Origin of the sequence: Streptomyces sp. 3N207 (assembly GCF_052246355.1) — a bacterium.
In the GTDB taxonomy this organism is placed as follows: Bacteria; Actinomycetota; Actinomycetes; order Streptomycetales; family Streptomycetaceae; genus Streptomyces.
In genome coordinates this window covers 88522-110162 of sequence record NZ_JBQQBV010000012.1, presented here as the reverse complement: position 1 = coordinate 110162, position 21641 = coordinate 88522, and the positions used below count along the sequence as shown (strand labels likewise).

General features: G+C 71.8%; 23 protein-coding genes. 11 read left to right on the top strand and 12 right to left on the bottom strand.

The genetic code is table 11. The annotated features are described in order from the left end of the window. The first annotated feature begins 42 nt into the window (after nt 1-42). From ACTWP9_RS20005 to ACTWP9_RS19995, 3 genes are all read left to right on the top strand, one after another. Nucleotides 43-627 (top strand): DJ-1/PfpI family protein, encoded by a 585-nt coding sequence (locus ACTWP9_RS20005; RefSeq protein ID WP_443247594.1) that lies wholly within the window; start codon nt 43-45, stop codon nt 625-627. Further along, nucleotides 624-1082, top strand: a complete 459-nt coding sequence (locus tag ACTWP9_RS20000) for a MarR family winged helix-turn-helix transcriptional regulator (RefSeq protein WP_443247593.1) — start codon at nt 624-626, stop codon at nt 1080-1082. Before ACTWP9_RS20005 ends, ACTWP9_RS20000 begins: the two co-directional genes overlap by 4 nt. A 144-nt stretch (nt 1083-1226) precedes the next feature. Then, complete coding sequence (locus ACTWP9_RS19995; protein ID WP_443247592.1) at nt 1227-3203, top strand: serine/threonine-protein kinase; 1977 nt, start codon at nt 1227-1229, stop codon at nt 3201-3203. Between the two features lie 70 nt (nt 3204-3273). Here ACTWP9_RS19995 and ACTWP9_RS19990 read toward each other — a convergent pair whose 3' ends face one another. After that, nucleotides 3274-4938, bottom strand: coding sequence for an ABC transporter permease (locus ACTWP9_RS19990; protein ID WP_443247591.1), 1665 nt, complete (start codon nt 4936-4938; stop codon nt 3274-3276). Further along, nucleotides 4935-5927 carry an ATP-binding cassette domain-containing protein gene (locus tag ACTWP9_RS19985; protein ID WP_443247590.1) on the bottom strand — a complete coding sequence of 331 codons (993 nt, stop codon included), beginning with the start codon at nt 5925-5927 and terminating at the stop codon, nt 4935-4937. The genes ACTWP9_RS19990 and ACTWP9_RS19985 overlap by 4 nt, the downstream gene beginning before the upstream one ends. Nucleotides 5928-6011: 84 nt before the next feature. Between ACTWP9_RS19985 and ACTWP9_RS19980 the strand changes: the two genes are divergently transcribed. Further along, nucleotides 6012-6512, top strand: a complete 501-nt coding sequence (locus ACTWP9_RS19980) for a GbsR/MarR family transcriptional regulator (RefSeq protein ID WP_443247701.1) — start codon at nt 6012-6014, stop codon at nt 6510-6512. A gap of 90 nt (nt 6513-6602) precedes the next feature. Here ACTWP9_RS19980 and ACTWP9_RS19975 read toward each other — a convergent pair whose 3' ends face one another. Next, nucleotides 6603-7490, bottom strand: a complete 888-nt coding sequence (locus ACTWP9_RS19975; RefSeq protein WP_443247589.1) for a hypothetical protein — start codon at nt 7488-7490, stop codon at nt 6603-6605. Between the two features lie 373 nt (nt 7491-7863). On the opposite strand from ACTWP9_RS19975, the gene ACTWP9_RS19970 reads away from it, so the two are divergent. Beyond that, entirely contained in the window at nt 7864-9147 is a 1284-nt protein-coding gene (locus ACTWP9_RS19970; RefSeq protein WP_443247588.1) for an adenylosuccinate synthase, read from the top strand. 233 nt (nt 9148-9380) lie between these two features. Beyond that, nucleotides 9381-9965, top strand: a complete 585-nt coding sequence (locus ACTWP9_RS19965; protein WP_443247587.1) for a Uma2 family endonuclease — start codon at nt 9381-9383, stop codon at nt 9963-9965. Between the two features lie 9 nt (nt 9966-9974). On the opposite strand, the gene ACTWP9_RS19960 is transcribed toward ACTWP9_RS19965, so the two are convergent. After that, nucleotides 9975-10574, bottom strand: coding sequence for an HXXEE domain-containing protein (locus ACTWP9_RS19960; protein WP_443247586.1), 600 nt, complete (start codon nt 10572-10574; stop codon nt 9975-9977). 203 nt (nt 10575-10777) lie between these two features. On the opposite strand from ACTWP9_RS19960, the gene ACTWP9_RS19955 reads away from it, so the two are divergent. Continuing rightward, nucleotides 10778-11050 carry a hypothetical protein gene (locus ACTWP9_RS19955; protein ID WP_443247585.1) on the top strand — a complete coding sequence of 91 codons (273 nt, stop codon included), beginning with the start codon at nt 10778-10780 and terminating at the stop codon, nt 11048-11050. 97 nt (nt 11051-11147) lie between these two features. Here the strand turns inward: ACTWP9_RS19955 and ACTWP9_RS19950 are convergent, their stop codons facing one another. From ACTWP9_RS19950 to yczE, 5 genes are all read right to left on the bottom strand, one after another. Beyond that, on the bottom strand, nt 11148-11861 hold the full coding sequence (locus ACTWP9_RS19950) for an alpha/beta hydrolase family protein (protein ID WP_443247584.1): 714 nt from the start codon (nt 11859-11861) through the stop codon (nt 11148-11150). Further along, on the bottom strand, nt 11858-13171 hold the full coding sequence (kynU, locus tag ACTWP9_RS19945; RefSeq protein ID WP_443247583.1) for a kynureninase: 1314 nt from the start codon (nt 13169-13171) through the stop codon (nt 11858-11860). Before kynU ends, ACTWP9_RS19950 begins: the two co-directional genes overlap by 4 nt. Then, nucleotides 13164-13985, bottom strand: a complete 822-nt coding sequence (locus tag ACTWP9_RS19940) for a tryptophan 2,3-dioxygenase family protein (protein WP_443247582.1) — start codon at nt 13983-13985, stop codon at nt 13164-13166. Before ACTWP9_RS19940 ends, kynU begins: the two co-directional genes overlap by 8 nt. 259 nt (nt 13986-14244) lie before the next feature. Beyond that, complete coding sequence (locus tag ACTWP9_RS19935; RefSeq protein WP_443247581.1) at nt 14245-14658, bottom strand: DUF3151 domain-containing protein; 414 nt, start codon at nt 14656-14658, stop codon at nt 14245-14247. Between the two features lie 37 nt (nt 14659-14695). Then, nucleotides 14696-15388 (bottom strand): membrane protein YczE, encoded by a 693-nt coding sequence (gene yczE / locus ACTWP9_RS19930; RefSeq protein ID WP_443247580.1) that lies wholly within the window; start codon nt 15386-15388, stop codon nt 14696-14698. 234 nt (nt 15389-15622) lie between these two features. Here yczE and ACTWP9_RS19925 point away from each other — a divergent pair, with 234 nt between their 5' ends. From ACTWP9_RS19925 to ACTWP9_RS19910, 4 genes are read left to right on the top strand one after another with little or no spacing between them, the layout of a single operon-like run. Beyond that, a complete protein-coding gene (locus ACTWP9_RS19925) occupies nt 15623-16264 on the top strand; it encodes a DUF6875 domain-containing protein (RefSeq protein WP_443247579.1) in 642 nt (213 codons plus the stop codon). Beyond that, nucleotides 16261-17181: a tryptophan 2,3-dioxygenase gene (locus tag ACTWP9_RS19920; RefSeq protein WP_443247578.1), complete on the top strand. Its 921-nt coding sequence runs from the start codon at nt 16261-16263 to the stop codon at nt 17179-17181. Before ACTWP9_RS19925 ends, ACTWP9_RS19920 begins: the two co-directional genes overlap by 4 nt. A gap of 33 nt (nt 17182-17214) precedes the next feature. Beyond that, entirely contained in the window at nt 17215-18495 is a 1281-nt protein-coding gene (locus ACTWP9_RS19915) for a kynureninase (RefSeq protein WP_443247577.1), read from the top strand. Beyond that, a complete protein-coding gene (locus ACTWP9_RS19910) occupies nt 18492-19289 on the top strand; it encodes an SDR family NAD(P)-dependent oxidoreductase (RefSeq protein WP_443247576.1) in 798 nt (265 codons plus the stop codon). The genes ACTWP9_RS19915 and ACTWP9_RS19910 overlap by 4 nt, the downstream gene beginning before the upstream one ends. A 5-nt stretch (nt 19290-19294) precedes the next feature. On the opposite strand, the gene ACTWP9_RS19905 is transcribed toward ACTWP9_RS19910, so the two are convergent. The 3 genes from ACTWP9_RS19905 to ACTWP9_RS19895 all read right to left on the bottom strand — a co-directional run bounded on the left by ACTWP9_RS19905 (nt 19295) and on the right by ACTWP9_RS19895 (nt 21641). Then, entirely contained in the window at nt 19295-19762 is a 468-nt protein-coding gene (locus tag ACTWP9_RS19905; RefSeq protein WP_443247575.1) for a hypothetical protein, read from the bottom strand. 80 nt (nt 19763-19842) lie between these two features. Then, entirely contained in the window at nt 19843-20874 is a 1032-nt protein-coding gene (gene fbaA / locus ACTWP9_RS19900) for a class II fructose-bisphosphate aldolase (RefSeq protein WP_443247574.1), read from the bottom strand. A gap of 224 nt (nt 20875-21098) precedes the next feature. After that, on the bottom strand, nt 21099-21641 hold the full coding sequence (locus tag ACTWP9_RS19895; protein ID WP_443247573.1) for an orotate phosphoribosyltransferase: 543 nt from the start codon (nt 21639-21641) through the stop codon (nt 21099-21101).

Here is a 21641-nt window from a genome sequence, read left to right as displayed (position 1 = left end):
AGTATTCTGTCATCATCGTCGAGCGCCCCCACGGAGGCCGCCATGACCGTCCATCTCGCCGTGTACGACACCGTCGCCGACTGGGAGTACGGTCACGCCGTCGCCCACCTCCCCGGCGGAGTACGTACCGTCGGCCTCACGGGCAGCACCGTCACCACCAAGGGCGGCGTGCGTATCGAGCCGGACATGACGCTCGACGGTCTGCGTCCCGTCGACAGCCGGATGCTGATCCTGCCGGGCGCCGACAGCTGGATCACCGGCGCTCTCGCCGATTTCGTCTACACCGCACGGGAGTTCCTGCACGCGGGGGTGCCCGTCGCCGCGATCTGCGGAGCCGTCTACGGGCTCGCCGACGAGGGGCTGCTCAACGAGCGGGCGCACACCAGCGCCGCGCGCGAGTTCCTCCAGGCGGCCAACGGTTACCAGGGCGGGGCCCTCTACCGCGACGCCGACGCCGTCACCGACCGCGATCTGATCACGGCGGGACCGACCGAACCCGTTGCCTTCGCCCGCGAGATCTTCACCCGGCTGGGCACCTACGAGCCCCCCGTCGTGGACGCCTTCTACCGGCTCCACCAGCACTCCGACCCGGAGGCGTATGCGGTCTTCGCGGCGGCGGGCGCATGAGCGACCACCCCGGGGAAACGGAGTTGCTCAGCGAGACCGCGCTGGCCGTCTTCCGGCTCAACGGGCAGTTCCTCACCGCCTCCGAACTGATCGCCCGCCCGGCCGGGCTGACCGCCGCCTGGTGGCAGGTCCTCGGCGCCGTACTCCGCGAACCGCTTCCCGTCTCCGGGATAGCCCGCACCATGGGCATCACCCGGCAGAGCGTGCAGCGCGTGGCGGACCTGCTGGTCGAACGGGGTCTGGCCGCATACGAGCCCAACCCGGCCCACCGCCGCGCCAAACTCCTCACCCCCACCCGCGAGGGCCGCGCCGCCGTCGAGCGCATCGTCCCCGGCCACGCCGACCTGGCGCGCCGGCTGTGCGAAGAGCTCGGCGGCGAGCGGGAGTTCGCCCGGGTGGCGGAGGCACTGCGCCGGCTCTCCGAAGCGATGGAGACGCTGTACCCGGAGAAATGAACAGACTCCGCAGTCCCGGGGGACATCTCGGCACACCATCAAAGCGAAGCCCGTTGGCAGCCCGACCGTGACCTTCCTGCCGGACAGTGAAGTGGGAGACGACCGACAGACAGTGAGTTCACGAGGTACGGGGGCGGGCAGCGCATGACGGACCTGACGCCGGAGGATCCGGTCAACATCGGCGGCTATCGGCTGCTGAGGAGACTGGGCGCGGGCGGCATGGGACGGGTGTACCTGGGGCGCTCCTCCGGGGGACGGACGGTCGCCGTCAAGCTGGTGAAGGCCGAGTTGGCGGCGGACCCATCGTTCCGGGCGCGGTTCCGGATGGAGGTGGAGGCCGCACGGCGGGTCGGGGAACGGTGGACGGCGCCGGTGCTGGACGCCGACACCGAGGCCGACACCCCGTGGGTGGCCACCGGGTACGTCGCAGGGCCCTCGCTCGAACAGGTGATCGCCGCCGGGCGGACGGGAACCGTGGCGCAGGCCGCGCGGCAGGGGCACGGACCGCTGCCGCCCGGCTCGGTACGGGTCCTGGCGTACGGTCTTGCCTCCGCGCTGCTCGACATCCACGGCGCCGGGCTCGTCCACCGGGACCTGAAGCCGTCCAACGTGCTGCTGACCATCGACGGGCCGCGCGTCATCGACTTCGGCATCGCCCGCGCGCTGGACGAGGTGCCCACCTCCACCCTGACCAGCACCGGCATGGTCGTCGGTTCGCCCGGCTATATGTCGCCGGAGCAGATCACCGGCGGTCAACTGTCCGCCGCCGGCGACGTGTTCTCCCTCGGCGCGGTGCTCGGCTACGCGGCGACGGGACAGCCGCCCTTCGGGCTGACCGGGGGCGGCGGCGGGGTGCACGCGGTGATGTACCGGATCGCCTCGGAGGAGCCGGACCTGGGCGGGTTCGGCACGGACCCCGCCGACGAAGAGGCCGTACGGCTCCGGGAGTTGATCGGCGACTGTCTCGCCAAGGACCCCACCGCGCGGCCCGCGCCGGAGGAGATCGTGGCGCGGGTGCAGCCGGTGTCCGTCGGCGCCTCGGCCCCGCCCTGGCTGCCCGCCGGGCTGCTGGCCGAACTGGGCCGCGAGGCCGTGCGGTTGCTGGATACGGACACGCCCCCGCGCGGGTCGGGGAAGCACGGAGCGGGCGGTACGACGGGAGAGACGGCTGCCGGTGCCACCGGGTCCGGGTCCGGGTCGGGGTCCGGCGGCACTTCGGCGTTCGCGTCCGGGGGCGAGCCCGAGGCGCCGACTTCGGTGCTCCCGCCGTCCGGAGGGGCAGCGCCCGCGCCCGGCCGCCGAGTCCGGCGCAGCCGCCGTACGCTGCTCGCCGCCGGGGCGGCCGTCGTCCTCGTGGGTGCCGGGGTCGCTGCCACGAGCGCCGGTATCGGGCCGCTGGCCAGCGACACCGGGGGCAAGAACGGCGGCAAGGAGTCCTCGGACGTGCCGGAGCCCTTCCTCGGCACCTGGGTCGGCACCGTCGAGCGGGACGGGAAACCGACCGGTCAGTATCGCCGGTTCGTCATCACCAAGGGCAAGGAAGGCGAGATCGTCGCGACCAGCGTCAGCCTGGGCACCGACTACGAGTGCAAGAGCGACGGCAAGCTCGCCTCGGCCCCCGAGCCCGGGAGCGCCGACGGGGGCATGCGGCTCGACACCAAGGTCGTGGAGAGCACACCGGCCGGCAAGTGTGCGGCAATCGGCGAACACACGCTGACGGCCGGGCCGGGCGACGTCCTCGAATGGCGGGCCGCGGGCCGCACGGCGACACTGCGCAAGGTCGCCACCCCCGAGCGACTGCCCGACGCGCTGATCGGCGAGTGGCGCCGCCCGCTGTCCGACGGCGGCAGCCAGACGCTGACCATCCACGCCGACGACCCGGCGGACAACGGCCTGACAATGGTCTCCGACGGCACCGAGCACTGCGAGGCCCGCGTCGATGTCTTCTCCGCCGGAACCGACACCGAACCGGCCCGGCTGGCACCGCCCGACGTGGACAGGGCCAAGTCACGGGGCACCTGCGCCGCGGGCAACACCTCCACGCTCCGCGCCGACGAGAACGGCACCTTGCTCCGTGAGTTCCCTGACGGGCGCGTGTTGCGGTACAGCCCTGCCGATTGAGGGCTGAGGGGGGCGGGAGAGGGGTGCGGGACGAGCCCCGCACCCCTTGCGTACCGCCCGGGGCAGCCTCCTACTTCGTATCCAGGTCCCGCCTCCGGAATCCCGTAACGCCGCACACCACCAGGGCCGCGGCGACCAGGGTCAGCAGCAGCATCGGGGTCCAGCGCAGCTCGGCGGCGGGGAGTTGGGGGACGTGGCCGAAGGGGGAGAGGTCGTTCAGCCAGCCGGGCAGGTCGAGGAGCTTGCCGAGGTAGCCGACGACGAAGCCGTAGGCGGGAACGGCCCAGGCGAGCGCGGTCGCCCGCGGTGCCCAGCCGAACAGCAGCACGGCCACGCCGCCGGTCACCCACAGCGCGGGGGCGTAGGCGAGCCCGGCGCCCAGCAGCTGCACCACCAGGTCGCCGTCGCCTGCGGAGGCCGCTCCCGCCAGGCCGAGGCCGAGCGCCCCGAGCAGCAGCACCAGGGTGCCGCCGCCCAGCGCTGCGACCAGGTGCGAGCCGACCCAGCGGGACCGGGACAGACCGGTGGCCAGCAGCGGTTCGACGCGCCCCGCGGTCTCCTCCGAGCGGGGCCGCAGCGCGGCCATCACCACGAAGAGCGAGGCGACGACGGCGACGACGAGCATCACCGTCGAGGCGAACGACTCGACCAGCGTGCCGCCCGCCTTGGCGATCGCTTCGCGTACGTCGTCCAGGTCCTTGAGCATGTCGTCCACGTCGCCGAGGATCGAGCCGTACATCGCCCCGAGCAGCAGCAGCGCAGCGCTGAAGCCGGCGAACAGTCCGCGGTGCAGCCGGACGGCGAAGCCGAGCGGGCGGGTGAGCGCTTCGGAGGCGCTCGGCCTGCCCAGCCGGGGCGGCAGGATGCCGGCGCCCACATCGCGCCGGGTGCTGAGCGCATACCCGGCGGCAGCCGCGACGACGGCCAGCGCGAGCCCGGGCAGCAGCGGCCACCAGTGGTTGTCGACGAAGGGGTAGGTGCGCTGCATCCAGCCGATCGGGGACATCCAGGAGAGCGCGTCGGTGCCGACGTCGCCCGCGGCGCGCAGTGCGTAGGAGGCGCCCAGCACGCCCAGCGCCATTCCGGAGACGGCCCTGGCGTGTGCCGACAGCTGTACGGTCACGGCCGCGACACCCGCGAAGACGAGGCCGACGACGGTGTGCGCCGCACCGTAGAGCAGCGCCCCGCCGGCGGTGGCACCGTCCAGCCCGGTGCCGGGCAGCGCGGCGGCCAGCAGCAGGCCCAGCAGCAGGTTGGCGCCGGCCGCGGCGGCGAGTGCAGCGGTGAGCGTGGCATGCCGTCCGACGACGCCGGAGCGGACCAGCTCGGCGATGTTGCTCTCCTCGTCGGCGCGGGTGTGCCGCACGACGGTCAGCACGCTCATCAGTCCGGTGAGGATCGCGCCGTAGCCGAGCATCAGCATGCAGAGCGCGGAGGCCGGGGTGAGCTGTGACAGATAGTGCTCGGGTCCCGTCATCGCGAGCATGGCGGGACCGCTGAGGGTCTTGACCATGTCGGCGGACTTCTTCGGGTCGTCCGGCGCCAGCTGCGTGGCCTTCTGCACGCTCGACAGGGTGAACAGGAAGGTCGCCAGCACCCAGGCGGGGAGCCGCACCCGGTCGCGGCGCAGCGCGAAGCGGAAGAGGGCGCCGGTCCCGGCCAGCGCGTGGCTCGCCGACCGGCGCTGGTCGGGTACGGCCCCGGTGCGGGGCGCGGCGTCGGTGACAGTGCTCATCGCGAGCTGCCCTCCGCAGCCGAAGCGTCGGCGGAGTCGTCCGACGGCATGTGCCCGAGCTCGGACAGCTCGTCGCCGTAGTGCCGCAGCATCAGCTCCTCCAGCGTCGGCGGGTGGCTGACGAGGCTGCGGACGCCGAGCCCGCTCAGGTGCCGTACGGCGGCGTCGAGGTGGGCGCCGTCGACGGCGAAGTGCACCCGGTCGCCGTCCGTCCGCAGGTTGTGGACGCCGGGCAGTTCGGTGAGGCCGGTCAGCGGGTGCTCGGTCTCCACCTCGATGGTGGTCCGGGTCAGATGGCGCATCTCGCCGAGCGTCCCGGACTGCACGGTCTTGCCGAGCCGGACGATGCTCACCCGGTCGCAGAGCTTCTCGACCTGGGACAGGATGTGGCTGGAGAGCAGGACGGTGCGGCCCTGGGCCTTCGCCTGGAGGATGACGTCCTGGAAGACGACCTCCATCAACGGGTCGAGCCCGGAGGTGGGCTCGTCCAGCAGCAGCAGCTCCGCGTCGGAGGCGAGCGCGGCGATGATGGCGACCTTCTGCCGGTTGCCCTTGGAGTAGCTGCGGCCCTTCTTCGTCGGGTCGAGGTCGAAGCGCTCGATCAGTTCCGCACGCTTCTTCGCATCGATGCCGCCCCGCAGCCTTGCGAGCAGGTCGATGGCCTCGCCGCCGGTGAGGTTGGGCCACAGCTCGACGTCGCCGGGGACGTAGGCGAGCCGCTGATGCAGGGCGACCGCGTCGTGCCAGGGGTCGGCGCCCAGCAGCCGGGCGGTGCCCGTGTCGGCGCGGAGGAGGCCCAGCAGAATGCGCAGGGTCGTGGACTTCCCGGCGCCGTTCGGACCGAGAAAGCCGTGCACCTCGCCGGTGGTGACCTCAAGGTCCAGCCCGTCGAGGGCGCGGGTCCTGCCGAAGGTCTTGACGAGGCCGGACACGGAGATCGCAGTGGTGGCGGGTGCCGCGGAAGGGGGCGCGGTCGTGGACGCGTTCATGATTCGGAAGCTACGCTGATTTCACAAATTTGTGAAGTTAAGGAAGCGTTAGGATCGTGCACAAGACCGCTGAGCAGGGAGAAGCTGACAGACGTGGCAGAAGACTCCGTGGCAGACCACTCCGGGGAGGACTACGAGAAGAGGGTCTCCCCCTTCGTCGAACGGTTCGCCGCGGACCTCACCGAGGCAGGCATGCAGCGCATGGCGTCCCGCGTCTTCGCCTGCCTGCTCGCCTCCACTGACGGTGCCCTCACCTCCGCCGAACTGAGCGAACGGCTGCAGGCCAGCCCCGCCGCCATCTCCGGCGCCGTGCGCTATCTCTCGCAGGTCGCGCTGGTCTCCCGGCAGCGGGACCCCGGCTCCCGCCGCGAGCGCTATCAGCTGCACCACGACGTCTGGTACACCAGCATGCTCAACCGCGACCAGTTGCTGACCCGCTGGTTGGGCACCCTGCACTCCGGTGCGGAGGCGCTTGGTACCGATACGCCTGGCGGGCGGCGGGTGCAGGAGAGCGCGGAGTTCCTCGAATTCATGCGGGAGGGGCTGGAGGAGATGCTTGAGCGGTGGCGGTCCCGGCGCGGGTGAGCCCCCTCCTGTTCCGGTGCGGGGGTGCCCCTGGCCGGCTCCCGCGGGCTGCGGGTTTGCTGTGGCTGGTCGCGTAGCCCCCCACGCGGCTCAGCCCGGTGGAAGCACCAGGTGCCAGGCGCGGGGCAGCACCGTCCAGGTACGGGACTCGGCCGAGGCGGCGGAATCGCCCGCATCGGCGTCGGCGCGATAGCGGAACCCCTCCGGCGCGGAGACCGTCACGGACCTCGCCCGTACCCGCACGGGCGCGCCCCCGAAGGGCTGGACGGACACCTCGGCAAGCCCGGCGCCGGCCGCACGCACCGTCACATCCGTCACCGGCCGGTCAGGGCCGGCCACCACCGCACCGTCCGCCTCCACCCGCAGCCGCTGCACAGTACGGACCTGCGGCGTGCGCGACGCGGGGGTGACCGGCACCGCGTGCTGCTCCTCGCGCTGCGTCCGCGACAGCACCGTGCGTGCCAGCGCCTGGCACATCCGCCGCCACGGCGGGTCCGCAGCCGGGGGCTCGTCTGCCCGGCGCAGGGAGTCGGCGGACGAGACTCCGGCCACGCCGGCCGAGCCCTCGGCCCCCTCCGTACGCAGCCCGCCCAGCACGATGCCGTCCTCGTCGTCGACCAGCAGGTCCAGCGCCCGCGGGTTGCCGCGCAGCACCGTACGGGCGGCCGAGACGGCGTCCAGCGGCAGTCCGAGGCTGCGGGCGAGGGCGACCGAGGGACCGTTGCCGACCGGCACCACCGACAGTGCCGTCTCCCCCAGGGCGCGCTCCCCGTACAGATGCCGGACGGCGCGCAGCAGGGCCCGGTCGTTGCCGATCAGGACGGGGCGCCTGCCACCACGCCGGGCCAGCAGCCGCGGCGTCTGGGCCGGGTCGTCGGGGAGACACAGCTTGAGCCCCGGCGTCGCAGCGCGCAGCACATCGCGCGCGATGCGTACGGACTCGGCGTCCGTGAGCCGGGCGACCGGGTCGACGACCACGAGCAGCGGAACCTCCCCCGAGCTCGTCGAGCAGGGGGTGCCCCCAGCGGCCGGGTCCACGCTCGCGGGGGGCCTCGCGGAATCTGGAGCCGACACCACGATCCTTCCTCATGAATCCGGAGGGATCCGGATGGTTCCGATACGTACTTCCATGGCGTACTGAGGTGGTGCTGGTTCGTACGTCCGTCCGGCCCGGGGTACTCCCCTGTTCGTCAGCCGGGAGAATTGTTCGGTAATCTCTCGGTGCAAGAGCCCCTGCCGCTGTTGCGCCAGGGGCTTCCTCTATCTGGGGTACCGGCCTGCGGCTCTTGCGATGGTGCCGAGCGGCGCCACCGCACGTGGGACATGCCCCGCCCGGAAGGGGTGTACGCCTGTGCCCGCACTTGTGCTGCTCGGTGCTCAGTGGGGTGACGAGGGCAAAGGAAAGGCCACCGACCTGCTCGGCGGCTCCGTGGACTATGTGGTGCGCTACCAGGGCGGCAACAACGCCGGCCACACGGTCGTCGTAGGCGACCAGAAGTATGCGCTGCATCTCCTCCCTTCCGGGATCCTCTCCCCGGGGTGCACCCCGGTCATCGGCAACGGCGTCGTCGTCGACCCCTCGGTCCTGCTCTCCGAGCTGAGCGGGCTCCAGGAGCGCGGCGTCGACACCTCCAAGCTGCTGGTCAGCGGTAACGCGCACCTGATCACCTCGTATCACGCGACGCTCGACAAGACGACGGAACGGTTTCTGGGCAAGCGCCGCATCGGCACCACCGGCCGCGGCATCGGCCCGAGCTACGCCGACAAGATCAACCGGGTCGGCATCCGGGTCCAGGACCTGTTCGACGAGTCGATCCTGATGCAGAAGATCGAGGCCGCGCTCGACTTCAAGAACCAGGTGCTGGCCAAGCTCTACAACCGCCGCGCGATCTCCGCGCAGCAGGTCGCCGAGGAGCTGCTGGGCTACGCGGAGCAGATCAGGGGCTACGTCGCCGACACGACGCTGATCCTCAACGACGCGATCGATGAGGGCAAGGTCGTGCTGTTTGAGGGCGGCCAGGGCACGCTGCTGGACGTGGACCACGGCACGTATCCGTTCGTCACCTCCTCCAACCCGACCGCGGGCGGCGCCTGCACCGGGGCCGGGGTCGGCCCGACAAAGATCAGCCGGGTCATCGGCATTCTGAAGGCGTACACCACGCGGGTGGGCGCGGGCCCGTTCCCGACGGAGCTGTTCGACGACGACGGCGAGGCGCTGCGCACCATCGGCGGCGAGTTCGGCGTCACCACGGGCCGCAACCGGCGCTGCGGCTGGTTCGACGCGGTCATCGCCCGCTACGCGACCCGCGTCAACGGCCTCACCGACTTCTTCCTCACCAAGCTGGACGTGCTCACCGGCTGGGAGCAGATCCCCGTCTGCGTCGCCTACGAGATCGAGGGCGAGCGCACCACGGAGCTCCCCTACAACCAGAGCGACTTCCACCACGCCAAGCCGGTGTACGAGTACCTGCCCGGCTGGAGCGAGGACATCACCAAGGCCAAGACCTTCGGCGACCTCCCCAAGAACGCCCAGGCGTATGTGAAGGCCCTGGAGGAGATGTCCGGCGCCCCCATCTCCGCCATCGGCGTCGGCCCGGGCCGCACCGAGACGATCGAGATCAACTCCTTCCTGTGAGCGCGCTCTTCCCGCTGAGCTCCCGCTTCGCCGGTCGTCGGTAGCCGTACGGCCGGAGTGGTGTACATGGAGCGCGTGCACGGCGGCGTTCCTCACGGTGGCGGTGGGGGCGTGCGTCCTCGTCGACGCCTGGGAGCGCCGCCGTGCACCCGTATGAGTGAATGACGCCTCGAACACGTCTGCTTCGGTCTCCGGCCCGGACACGCTGGCTTTCGCCAAGAAGGAGGTGCAACATGACGGTTATGGCCGAGCGCACGTCTCACATGTCGGTGGAAGAGTTCGAACGGATCGCCTCCACCGCCCCCGAGACCGTCACGTTGGAGTTCATCGACGGACGTATCGGAGAGAAAGCCGTGCCGGACGGAGACCACGAGACGATCGTCATGTGGCTGCTCAGGCAGTGCATGCAGACCCGCCCAGATCTCGACCTCCACACCTCTCAGGGGCTGAAGGCCGGCGCCTACCGTAAGGGGCGGGTGCGCCCCGACGGCTCGCTCGCGCCCGTCGCACACTTCGCCGGGCAGGGCGAGTGGGCCGAGCCCGACGGGGTGCTGATGACCGTGGAGGTCACCTCCTACGACTCCGACACCGACCGGCGTGACCGGCAGGAGAAACCGGCGGCTTACGCGACGGTCGGCATCCCTGTCTATCTCCTCGTCGACCGCGACCGGTGCGAAGTCGTCGTGCACACGAACCCGGACCCGGACGCCGGCCGCTATCGCGATCTGCACACGGCGTCGTTCGGGGAGCAGGTGACACTCCCCGCTCCGGTCGGGATCTCGTTGGACACGGAGCCGCTGAAGAAGTACGTGCGCTGACCCGCCCCCTCACCTGGCGCGCAGCAGGCGGTCGGCGACGGCGTGTGAGACCGCCGTCGCGGCTGCCGCCGCACCGAGGCCGAGGGCGAGGTCGCGGGGGCGGGTCGGGTGGAGCAGACCCGCCTCGCGGAGGCGCTTGCGGGCCCAGGCGGTGAAGGGGATGACCAGGAGCGGCGAGGTCACGGAGCCGGGGGTGTAGCCGCGGATGGCGGCGGCCTGTGCCAGGTGCATGAAGCCGTGCAGTCCGAAGCCTGTGAGTGCTTGCTGGTAGAAGGCGCTGCGCCCGCCCGTCCGGTATCCGTCGGCGGCGGCGGCCCCCACGATGAGGGCCATGACGCCGACCGCGGTGGCGAACCGCCGCCCGTCCAGCGACTCCAGGCGCTCCCACACCGCCTCCGGCACGCCGGGTATCCGCTCCCGCAGTTCGGGGACGCGGGTCCGCGACCAGCGGGGCACCATGGCCACTTCCTCCGCGTCGTGCAGCGCCCATGCCGCGAAGAGGCCCAGGGTGACGCCGACTCCGATCGCCTCGGCCGGCTCCGTGGCCGTCCGCGCCGCGCGAGTCCTTGCTGCGCGAGTCCTTGCTGCGTTCGTCCGCTCCGTGTTCATGACGGAAGTGTGCCGGGGTTGAACGTGAGGCGTGCACGCACCGCATGTCGGCTCAGGTGCGAAGACGGCCGGTAAGCGCCCGTGCGGGGTAGATGACCGGCACGTGTGGACTAATGATGATCGTTCCGACGTGCGGTGTGGAAGGCATCTGACGCACAGCCAGAATCGCGCGAGACCACGCACCAGACCCGCAAGGAGCACCTATGCGCATCCGCACCGCGACCGCAGCCGCCCTCCTGGGAACCGCCGCCATCCTCGGCTCGGTGGGCACCACCACCGCCACCGCGCACGACAACAACCGCAGCTCATGGACGTCGTTCGCCCAGGACTTCAGCGACCGCGTCGTGGCCCCGCGAACCAGCAGCAGCGACAACGACACCACGGACGTGAAGTCCTTTTCGGCCCGGATCACCTCCGACAACGAGCTGAGCAACATCAGCAGCGGCGCGGCGCTCGGCGAGCTCGAGGTCGAGTGAACCCGCCCGGATCATGAGGGCGCCAAGACGCCCGCGCGCCGTTCCGGCCCCGCCTGGTGCGGGGCCGGACGCGTGCGGCTCCGGAGGAGGGCTGCTGCTAGCGCAGTGATCCCACCAGGACGTCGAAGGAGGGGGTGCGGGGGGTGATCGGGGCGTAGTGGCCCACGCCGGGCATCAGATGGAGGCGGGCGCCCCAGTTGTTGGCGTAGCGGCGGGACAGCTCGATGGGGACCTCCTGGTCGGCGGTGCCGTGCAGGATCTCCACCGGGACGCGCGGCAGCAGCCGCATCGGGTCCGCGTCCCACAGCGTCGAGGCGACCTTGTCCTCGCCGCCGAGGAAGGCGGACACCACCCCGCCGTTCAGCCGCACCTCATGGGCCCGCTCCAGGTCGGCGACCGGCGCCAGTACGACCACGCGCCCGGCGGCCCGCTCCCGCCTGGCCGCGGCCCACAACGCCAGGTGCCCGCCCGCGGAGTGGCCGAACAGCACGCTCGGGGTGGCGCCCAGGTGATCGAGTGCGGCGTCGATGTCCTCCACCGTCGCGGGCCAGCCGCCACCGCCGCCGACCCGGCGGTACTCGACCAGCGCGACGGGGATGCCCTGGCCGGCCAGCGCGGCGGCAAAGGGGGACAGATGACTGCGGTCCCACTCCTCCCGCCAGAACCCGCCGTGCAGCAGCACCACACGCGCGCCCCCGGCGGCCTCCCCGTACAGGTCGATGACCTGCGAAGGGTGCGGTCCGTACCGTTCCTGGCGCTCCGGGGTGGCCGGCGGGAGGGCCAGCAGTGCCTTGTAGTCGTCCTGGCTCATCGTGTTCCCCCGATCACTTCGCCCAGGACGCGGGCAGCACGCTCGACGTCCTGGAACGAAGTGTAGAGCGGGGTGAAACCGAAGCGCAGGACGCCGGGACGGCGGAAATCTCCTACGACACCGCGGGCGATCAGCTCCTTCATCACCGGCTCCGCACGCTCTGCCGGGTCGCACAGCAGGGCGATCTGGCTGCCGCGCCGGGCCGGGGCCGCAGGCGTCAGGGAGCGCACCGAAATCCCCGTGCGGGCCGAGCCGTCGGGGCCGTACGCGGCCACGCAGCGCAGGAAGAAGTCGGTGAGCGCCAGCGACTTGGCCCGTACGTCCTCGATCCGCACCCCCTCCCAGACGGCGAGCGCGGTCTCCAGCGCGGCCATGGACAGAATGTCCGGGGTGCCCACCCGGCCGCGGGCCGCGCCGCTCGCGGGCTCGTAGGCCGGGGCCATGGCGAACGGGTCGGCGTGCGAGTTCCAGCCGGGCAGCGGGGAGTCGAACCGCTCCTGGAGGCCGCGGCGTACGTAGAGGAAGGCGGGCGACCCGGGGCCGCCGTTGAGGAACTTGTACGTGCAGCCCACCGCCAGATCCACACCGTGCTCGTCCACCTCCACGGGCAGCGCGCCCGCGCTGTGGCACAGGTCCCAGACCGCCAGGGCGCCCGCCGCGTGCACGGCGGCTGTCAGGGAGGGCAGGTCATGGAGCGCGCCGGTGCGGTAGTCGACATGGTTGAGCAGCACGGCTGCGGTACGCGGGCCCACTTCCGCGGGCACCTGCTCGGGCGCGAGGGCACGCAGTGTGCAGCCGGTGAGCCGGGCCGCGGACTCGGCGATGTAGCCGTCGGTGGGGAACGTCGCCTCGTCGACGACGAGTTCGTCGCGTGCCGGGTCGTCCTGCCGCGCGATACGGACCGCGCCGACCATCGCCTTGAGGACGTTCACGCTGGTCGAGTCCCCGACGACGACCTGCCCCGGCGCCGCGCCGATGAGCGGCGCCACCAGCTCGCCGACCCGCTCCGGCATGGACCACCAGCCGGACTCGTCCCAGGACCGGATCCGCAGCCGCCCCCATTCCCGGGAGACGACATCGGCGAGGCGCCCCTCGACGGCCTTGGGCAACGCCCCGAGGGAGTTGCCGTCGAGGTAGACGGTGGCGGGGTCGAGCACGAACAGTTCGCGGAGTCGGGCGAGCGGGTCGGCCGCGTCCTGGGAGAGGGCTTCAGAGGCGAGGGCTTCAGAGGTGAGGGCTTCAGAGGTGAGGGCTTCAGAGGCGAGGGCTTCGTCGGAGAGGCCGGATGCCTTGCTCGCGCGGTCAGACATGGCTGCGCGCCGTCCACAGCTCGGGGAACACCTGCTTGGCGGCCCGCTTCTCCAGCCAGGCCACGCCGGACGAGCCGCCGGTGCCGACCTTGGCCCCCATCGCCCTGCGGGTCGCCACCAGATGGTCGTTCCGCCAGCGCCACACCAGCTCGGCGACCTCGGTCAGCGCCTCGCCGAGCCGGTGTGCGGCGGAGCCGGGGTCGGCCGCGTAGATCCGTGCCCACACCGCCTCGACACCCGGGTCGGGCTCGTACTTACGCGCGACGTCCCGGTGCAGCACCGCTTCCGGTACGTCCGCACCCTGCCGGGCGAGGAATCGCAGCGCCTCGTCGTAGAGGCTCGGTTCCTGGAGCGCCTTCTCCAGCTCGGCATACACCCGGGGCGAACCCCGGTGCGGTACCAGCATGGAGGCGGACTTGTCCCCCAGCAGGAACTCCAGCCGCCGGTACATCGCGGACTGGAAGCCGGACCCTTCGCCGAGCGCCGAGCGGTAGGCGTTGAACTGGGCCGGGGTCAGATGTGCCAGCGGCTCCCAGGAGGCGTTGAGCGACTGCAGCTCGTACGTGGAACGTTTGAGGGCCGCCAGCGCGCCCTCGATGTCGTCCTGCCGCAGTCGGCCGGCCGCTGTCTGCCACTCGTGCACGATGACGGTGAACCACAACTCCATGACCTGCGTGGTGACGAGGAACACCATTTCTCCGGGGTCCTCGGAGAGCGGGTGCTGGAGGTGGGTGAGGACGTCCGCGCGGACGTAGTCCTCGTACGGCGTGGTGCCCGCGAAATCCAGTACCGGGGCATCGGGGTCGTGTGACATCGCTGTCTCCACTCGCTGTGCTTCCGGGTAGCGGTCCGCTCCCTCCCGATAGACGTCGGAGCCCCGGTCCCCTCGGGCCCCTTGAGGCCCACTGCGCATCATGCGGGTTGCCCGGCTGGGCGGCAAGTCACCTGGGAGGGGGCGCCCCCTCCCCTGGTCTGGGAAGGGGGGTGCCCCTGTTCGATCCCGCAGGCTGCGGGCGTTTTGTGGCTTGGTGCGCAGTTCCCCGCGCCCCTTACGGGGCACCGCAACCCAGGCGTCAGCCCAAGGTGGCTGCCGCCGTGGGGGAGCTCTCCTTCAGGAAGGAGGAGCACCGCTCGTACTCTTCCTGCTCCCCGATCGCCTGGGCCGCACGCGCGAGGGCGTGCAGGGCGCGCAGGAAGCCGCGGTTCGGCTCGTGCTCGAACGGCACGGGACCGTGCCCCTTCCAGCCGCTGCGGCGCAGCGCGTCCAGCCCCCGGTGGTAGCCGGTGCGCGCGTAGGCGTACGACTCGACGACGCGGCCCGCCTCGAACGCGTCGTCGGCGAGCTGTGCCCACGCCAGCGAGGAGGTGGGGTGCTGTGCGGCGACCTCGGCGGGTGCCGTCCCGGCGGCGAGCAGCTCGCGGGGCTCGGGATCGTCGGGCAGATGGGTCGGGGGCGGACCCCCGAGCAGGTTCTCGTGAATGGCCATGGCCCCAGTGTGCCTGTACGTCCTGCTCCGCCACGCGTCAGGACGCCGCCTGACCCGGCACTCCCCGCCCGGCGGACCCCGCCGGTTCCCGCAGGGCGAACAGCCGCTGGAAGAACTGGATCAGCGGCCCGATGGTCAGTGCGTGGACCACCGTGCCGACACCGACGGAGCCGCCCAGCAGGAAGCCCGTCACCAGGACGACAACCTCGATCACCGTCCGCACCAGCCGGGTGGAGCGCCCAGTGGCCCGGCACAGCCCCGTCATCAGCCCGTCCCGGGGCCCCGGGCCGAAGCACGCGGCGATGTAGAGGCCCGTCGCGGCGCCGTTGAGCACCACGGCGACCAGGAACAGCGGAACGCGGACGAGCAGCGGCTGCGGCGTGGGGGTGAGGGCCAGGGTGGCGTCCATCGACAGGCCCACCAGCAGCACGTTGGAGACGGTGCCGAGGCCCGGCCGTACCCGCAGCGGCACCCACAGCAGCAGGACGGCGGCGGAGGCCAGGACGACGACGGTGCCGATGCTCAGCCCGGTGTGCTCGGCGACGCCCTGGTGGAAGACGTCCCAGGAGTTGAGGCCGAGCCCGGCCCGCAACTGGAGGGCGACGCTCGCGCCGAACAGCAGCAGCCCGGCGTAGAGCTGGGTGAGCCGGCGCGGGGCGTTCCCCTGGGCGAGGCCGAGGGCGTTGCGGAGGCCGGCGGCGCTGCGGAAGGGGCGCGGGGAGGGGGTCACCACCCCATCGTGGCCGTACCGCACCGGCGCGAGGCCATGGGCGCCCGGCCCGTCCCGCGGCAACCACGCAAAAACAGCCACGTCCCAGTGGCCCCTCCTGCCGCGCCCTGCTCTCCCCGTCACGTCTGCTCCGTCCCACCAGGCATCCCGCACCCGGCGCATGCCCCTGGCACCCGCACACGATGACGGAGATGAGCCTGCCGTCCCCGCCCGGGATGGCGTGATTCTTACGGAATGGACTTACGCAACGGGGACAGTGGCGAGCACTGCTCCGCACCGCGGGAGCAGGCGTGGCGCTGGTTCGAGGACTTCCTGTGCCGACCGCACGGGCAGCTCGGCCGGGAGGGGCAGGTCTGCCCGTTCGTCGGCCCGGCGATCGAGGCCGGGACGCTGCGCGTGGCGGAGTGGGAGATCGGGCCCGAGCCGAGCGTGGACGAACTGATCGCACTGGTGCACCGGATGGTCGACGCCTTCCAGGCCATGGAGTGGGCGACCCGCAATCGCACGCTGCACGCGTTCGTCGTCGTCCTCACCGGGCTGGACGCCGCCGCGCTGCCGCTGCTGGACGAGGCGCACCGCAGGGTCAAGGCTGAGCTGGTACGCCGATACCTGATGCTGGGTCAGTTCCATCCGGCGTGCGACGAGCGCGCTGCCCGCAACCCCGGCCTGCGCGTCTCGCGGGCGCCTGTGCCGCTGTTCGCGCTGCGGCATATGGCCTTCCACGATGTGCTGTTCCTGGACGACGACGGGGAGTGGTTCGGCGCCTACCACGCGCGCTTCGGCCGCCGGTACTCGTCGGTGACGATGCCCGACCGGCTGTTCGCGGACCGGTACGCACGCGCCTGCGAGAAGTGGCTTGCGGGGTGCGGCACATGACGGCCGACTCCGACGTGAGCAGCAACGGAAGCCGCGGCTGTGATGACCTCGGCGGCAAGGGCAGCGACGCCGAGCGGGCCCGGCTCGCGGCGCTGCGCGACGGCGAACCCCTGGTCGACTTCGCGGGCGGCTCCACCCCGTACATCGACTACCAGTCCATCGACGTCCTGCTCTCCCTCCAGCAGCCCCGCTCCGGCGAACCCGCCGAACTGCCCTTCTACGTCCTCGGGCAGGTCAAGGAGCTGCTGTTCAAGCTCCTGTACGAGGAACTGGTGCGGGTGCGGGCGCTGCTGGACGAGGACGAGGTGCGGCAGGCGGTCTGGGCGCTGCGGCGCGTGCACCGGGAGGCCGCGCTGCTCTGCTCGACCTGGGATGTGCTGGGCGCGCTCGCGCCCACCGAGTTCAACGCCTTCCGCGACAGCCTGGGGCAGGCTTCCGGACTCCAGTCGTACATGTACCGGATGGTGGAGTACGTCCTCGGCAACAAGGACCCCCAGCTCGCCCGCCCGCATCTGGGCGTCCCCGGCGTGGCCGAGCAGGTACGCCGGGCGCTGGAGGAGCCCAGCGTGTACGACGCCGCGCTGGCGCTGCTGGCCCGGCGCGGCGCCCCGCTCCAGGTGGCGACGCCGGAGCGGGACTGGTCGCAGCCGTACGAGCCCAGCGATGCGGCCGAGCTGGCGTGGGCGCGGGTGTACGCCAAAGGCAGCGCCCCGGACGAGGAGCTGTTCTTGCTGGCCGAGGCGATGGCGGACGTCGCCGAGGCGATGTGCCGCTGGCGGTCCCTGCACCTGCTCACCGTCGAACGGATCATCGGCACCAAGCCCGGCACGGGCGGCACCCACGGGGTGGCCTGGCTGCGCCGGGTGAGCGAACACCGGTTCTTCCCCGATCTGTGGGCAGCGCGGGGACGGATCTGACCGGACACCAGGGGCGGACACGAGGGGGCGGCCATGACGACGACACAGCCGGACACACACGGGTACGCGGACGTATATCCGGAGGTACACCAGGACAGCGCCATCGAGCCGAGCACCGTCCAGCAGTTGGACGCGGCGGACCCGCTGGCCGCCTTCCGCTCCCGCTTCGCTCCCACCCCCGAAGGGATGGTCTTCCTCAACGGCGCCTCCCTCGGCCGCCTCCCCGCGGCCACCGCCGACGCGACCGACGCGCTGGTCCGCGGCGAGTGGGGCGACCGGCTGGCCGAGGCCCGCACCCAGTGGCTCGACCTGCCGCAGCGGGTCGGCGACGAGCTGGCCGTCACCGTGCTGGGCGCCCGCCCCGGCGAGGTGGTGGCCTCCGACTGCACCAGCGTCAACCTCTACAAACTCGCCGCCGCCGCACTCCGCGACCGGCCGGGCGCCGTGGTGCTGGACGACGACAACTTCCCCACCGACCAGTACGTGCTGACCGGCCTCGCCGAGGAGTACGGCCGCGAGGCCCGCGTCATACGCACCGACCCGGACCGTGGCCCGCAGCCCGAACAGCTCCGGCTGGCCGTCGAGGGCGGGGCCGCGCTGGTGTCGCTGTCACTGGTCTCGCACCGCTCCGGCGCGCTGGCCGACATCCGCACCGTCCAGGAGATCGCCCACGCTGCCGGTGCGCTGGTGCTGTGGGACCTCAGCCACGCGGTCGGCGCCCTGCCGCTCCAGCTGACCGCCGACGGCGCGGACCTGGCGGTCGGCTCCACGTACAAGCACCTGTGCGGCGGACCCGGCGCGCCCGCGCTGCTGTATGTCCGCGAGGAGCTGCACGGCCGGCTCACCCAGCCGGTGCAGGGCTGGTACGGGCACCGCGAACAGCTCGCGATGCGCCACGATTACCACCCCGACCCCAGCATCCGCCGCTTTCTGACCGGCTCCCCGCCCGTCCTCTCGCTCGCGGCCCTGCAACCCGCCGTACGTCTGCTGGGCGAGGCGGGCCTGGAGCGGATGCGGGCCAAGAGCACCGCGCTGACCGGGCTGTTCCAACGGCTCGCCGCCGAGCTGCTGACCCCGTACGGCTTCCGCCTCGCCGGCCCGACCGACCCCGCCGAGCGCGGCGGCCATGTCACCTATGCGCACGAGCGGGCACGGCAGCTGGTGCCGCTGATCGCCGAGCGCGCGGGCGTCCTCGTCGACTACGGCGCACACGACCGGATCCGCGTCTCACCCGCGCCACTGTCCACCCGCTTCGAGGACGTGTACGAGGCGGTGCACCGCATCCACCGCGTGCTGAAGGAGGAGAGCGCATGACCGCTGCCGAGGGGCACGCCGACCGCCGCAGGAGGGTGCTGGTCACCGGGGCCTCGCGGCCCACCGGCATCGGCGCCGCCATCGCGGCCGTGCACGCCGAGCGCGGGGACGCGGTCGCGGTGCACTGCCGGGCCGACCGCGCGGCGGGCGAGGCGGTCGTCGCGGCACTGCCGGGCGAGGGGCATGCGCTCGTCGTCGGAGACGTGGGCGAGGCCGAGCAGATCCCCGGCATCTTCGACGACGCGGTGACGGCGCTCGGCGGCGTCGATGTCCTCGTCAACAACTCGGCGGTGCACATCGAGCACCCCATCGCGACCACCCCGTGGGAGGAGTGGCAGCGGCTGTGGCGCCGCACCCTGGAGGTGAACCTGCTGGGCGCTGCCCATCTGTCCTGGTGCTTCGCCCACCATCTGCTGCACCGCGCGGAGGGGTCGCACGGCGGCCGGCTGGTGATGGTCGGCTCCCGGGGCGGCTACCGCGGTGAACCGGACGTACCCGCGTACGGCGCGAGCAAGGCGGGCATGCACGCGCTGGCCCAGTCGCTGGCGGTGGCCCTGGGACCGCACCGGATCGCCGTCGCCGCCATCGCCCCCGGCTTCACCCGCACCGATCTCACCCAGCCCCTGCTGGACAGCCCCGAAGGCAAACGCATCATCGCCGACCACCCCATCGGCCGCATCGCCGAGCCCCGCGACATCGCCGAAGCAGTCGCCTGGTTCACCGCCGACTCCCCCGGCTCCGAGTGGGCAACAGGCGCCGTACTCGACCTGAACGGCGCGTCGTACCTGCACTGAGCGGTTCACCGCACCAAGGGGGCGGCCGTCGAGACGAACTTCTCGATGGCCTCCCGCGCCTGCCCGTCACGCTCGACGTGCTCCGGGTGCTCCTGAGCCTCGGAGACCACCCGCGTCCGGTGATACGCCTGCTCAGCCGCGTGGACCACTTCTTGGACGTCGGTGAGCAGCTTGACCCGGTAGAGCGCCTGCCGGGCCACCGTCCGCAGGCGGTGTGCCTCGTCCCGCGCCGTGATGTACCGCTGCCCTCCCGGGTCCGCCACCTTGCTGAACCAGCGGTTCGCCTGGCCACGGCGGTACTCCTCCACCGCCGCCGCGAACCCGGAGTAGGTGGTGATCAGCTCCTGCCTCAGCGCCTCGGAGCGGGTGAACTCCTCGTTCCGCCGGGAGGCGAGGCGCTGGAAGACATGCGTGATCACCGAGCCCAGCAGCGTGCCGCCGACCGCGACAACACTCGTCCAGAGAGCTTCCATCGGGCCAGTCGATCACGCAGGAAGCCCCCGGCGCACCGGGGGCTTCCTGGATCACGGCGGGAACGCGCCCGCGAGGGCGGTCACTTCAGCCGGGTGCCCGTCGAACGGAGGTTGGCGCAGGCGACCTGGACGCGCTCGGCCATGCCCTTCTCGGCGGCCTTGCCCCAGCTGCGCGGGTCGTAGACCTTCTTGTTGCCGACCTCACCGTCCACCTTCAGCACACCGTCGTAGTGGCTGAACATGTGCGCGGCGACCGGCCGCGTGAAGGCGTACTGGGTGTCGGTGTCGAGGTTCATCTTCACGACGCCGTTCTGCAGCGCCGTGGCGATCTCCTCCTCCGTGGAGCCGGAGCCGCCGTGGAAGACGAAGTCGAACGGCCGGCTGCCCGCGGGCTTGTCGAACTTCCCGGCAACGCCCTCCTGGAGGTCCTTCAGCAGCTCGGGACGGAGCACCACGTTGCCCGGCTTGTAGACGCCGTGCACGTTGCCGAAGGAGGCGGCGAGCAGGTAGCGGCCCTTCTCGCCCAGGCCGAGCGCCTCGGCGGTACGGACGGCGTCCTCGGCGGTGGTGTACAGCTCGTCGTTGATCTCGTGGGTGACGCCGTCCTCCTCGCCACCGGTCGGGGTGATCTCGACCTCGAGGATGATCTTCGCGGCGGCCGCCTCGGCCAGCAGCTCCTGGCCGATCGCCAGGTTGTCCTTCAGGGTCTCGGCGGAGCCGTCCCACATGTGGGACTGGAAGAGCGGATTCTCACCGCGCTGCACCCGCTCGCGGGAGACCGCCAGCAGCGGGCGGACGTAGCCGTCGAGCTTGTCCTTGGGGCAGTGGTCGGTGTGCAGGGCGACGTTCACCGGGTACTTCTTCGCGACGATGTGCGCGAACTCGGCGAGCGCCACCGCGCCGCTGACCATGTCCTTGCTGTACTGCCCGCCCAGGAACTCGGCCCCGCCCGTGGAGATCTGAACGATGCCGTCGCTCTCCGCCTCGGCGAACCCGCGGAGCGCGGCGTGCAGCGTCTGCGTCGAGGTGACATTGATGGCGGGGTAGGCGAACTTGCCCTCCTTCGCCCTGTCGAGCATCTCGTTGTAGATCTCGGGGGTTGCGATGGGCATCAGACCGCTCCTTGGGGTGTGCGTGGTGTGATCCGGCTTCGGCTCAACGGAACGACGTCATCGTCGTGCCCATCTTCCCAGACGGGGCCGGATGCTCCAGACGCCGGTATTCACAAATTCACTTGACGCCGAATTCACTCAGCGTCGACTTCACTGTGTGCGAACTTCACCGAACGTGGTCGTGGTTTCACGTGAAACGACGAGCACGCGTCGCTGACCAGGGCTTATGCCAGTTCGAGGTCGTCCAGATCGAACGCGTATACGTACGGCATCCCGGCGCGCTCCATCGCCCCGGCCGCGCCGCGCTCCACGATGGTCGCCACCGCGACCACCTCGGCACCGGCCTGGCGGGCCGCCTCGACCGCGGTGAGCGGTGAGTTTCCCGTCGTCGAGGTGTCCTCGACGATCAGCACCCGGCGCCCTGCGACGTCCGGCCCCTCGATCCGGCGCTGCAGCCCGTGCGCCTTGCCCGCCTTACGGACGACGAACGCGTCGAGGTGCCGGCCACGGGCCGCGGCAGCGTGCAGCATCGACGTCGCGACCGGGTCCGCACCGAGGGTGAGGCCACCCACCGCGTCGTAGTCCAGGTGCGCCGTTGCGTCCAGCATGACCTGGCCCGCGAGCGGCGCCGACTCACCGTCCAGGGTGATGCGGCGGAGGTCGATGTAGAAGTCGGCCTCCGCACCGGAGGAGAGGGTGACGCGGCCGTGCACCACGGCCTTGTCCTTGATCTGTCGCAGCAGCGCGGCGCGCACGTCGTCGTTCAT

Excerpts from the sequence above, each read along its gene's own strand:
- ACTWP9_RS20005 (WP_443247594.1), top strand. The coding sequence starts at position 43 with ATGACCGTCCATCTCGCCGTGTACGACACCGTCGCCGACTGGGAGTAC.
- ACTWP9_RS20000 (WP_443247593.1), top strand. The coding sequence starts at position 624 with ATGAGCGACCACCCCGGGGAAACGGAGTTGCTCAGCGAGACCGCGCTG.
- ACTWP9_RS19995 (WP_443247592.1), top strand. The coding sequence starts at position 1,227 with ATGACGGACCTGACGCCGGAGGATCCGGTCAACATCGGCGGCTATCGG.
- ACTWP9_RS19990 (WP_443247591.1), bottom strand. The coding sequence starts at position 4,938 with ATGAGCACTGTCACCGACGCCGCGCCCCGCACCGGGGCCGTACCCGAC.
- ACTWP9_RS19985 (WP_443247590.1), bottom strand. The coding sequence starts at position 5,927 with ATGAACGCGTCCACGACCGCGCCCCCTTCCGCGGCACCCGCCACCACT.
- ACTWP9_RS19965 (WP_443247587.1), top strand. The coding sequence starts at position 9,381 with ATGACGGTTATGGCCGAGCGCACGTCTCACATGTCGGTGGAAGAGTTC.
- ACTWP9_RS19960 (WP_443247586.1), bottom strand. The coding sequence starts at position 10,574 with ATGAACACGGAGCGGACGAACGCAGCAAGGACTCGCGCAGCAAGGACT.
- ACTWP9_RS19955 (WP_443247585.1), top strand. The coding sequence starts at position 10,778 with ATGCGCATCCGCACCGCGACCGCAGCCGCCCTCCTGGGAACCGCCGCC.
- ACTWP9_RS19950 (WP_443247584.1), bottom strand. The coding sequence starts at position 11,861 with ATGAGCCAGGACGACTACAAGGCACTGCTGGCCCTCCCGCCGGCCACC.
- kynU (WP_443247583.1), bottom strand. The coding sequence starts at position 13,171 with ATGTCTGACCGCGCGAGCAAGGCATCCGGCCTCTCCGACGAAGCCCTC.
- ACTWP9_RS19940 (WP_443247582.1), bottom strand. The coding sequence starts at position 13,985 with ATGTCACACGACCCCGATGCCCCGGTACTGGATTTCGCGGGCACCACG.
- ACTWP9_RS19935 (WP_443247581.1), bottom strand. The coding sequence starts at position 14,658 with ATGGCCATTCACGAGAACCTGCTCGGGGGTCCGCCCCCGACCCATCTG.
- ACTWP9_RS19925 (WP_443247579.1), top strand. The coding sequence starts at position 15,623 with ATGGACTTACGCAACGGGGACAGTGGCGAGCACTGCTCCGCACCGCGG.
- ACTWP9_RS19920 (WP_443247578.1), top strand. The coding sequence starts at position 16,261 with ATGACGGCCGACTCCGACGTGAGCAGCAACGGAAGCCGCGGCTGTGAT.
- ACTWP9_RS19915 (WP_443247577.1), top strand. The coding sequence starts at position 17,215 with ATGACGACGACACAGCCGGACACACACGGGTACGCGGACGTATATCCG.
- ACTWP9_RS19910 (WP_443247576.1), top strand. The coding sequence starts at position 18,492 with ATGACCGCTGCCGAGGGGCACGCCGACCGCCGCAGGAGGGTGCTGGTC.
- ACTWP9_RS19905 (WP_443247575.1), bottom strand. The coding sequence starts at position 19,762 with ATGGAAGCTCTCTGGACGAGTGTTGTCGCGGTCGGCGGCACGCTGCTG.
- fbaA (WP_443247574.1), bottom strand. The coding sequence starts at position 20,874 with ATGCCCATCGCAACCCCCGAGATCTACAACGAGATGCTCGACAGGGCG.
- ACTWP9_RS19895 (WP_443247573.1), bottom strand. The coding sequence starts at position 21,641 with ATGAACGACGACGTGCGCGCCGCGCTGCTGCGACAGATCAAGGACAAG.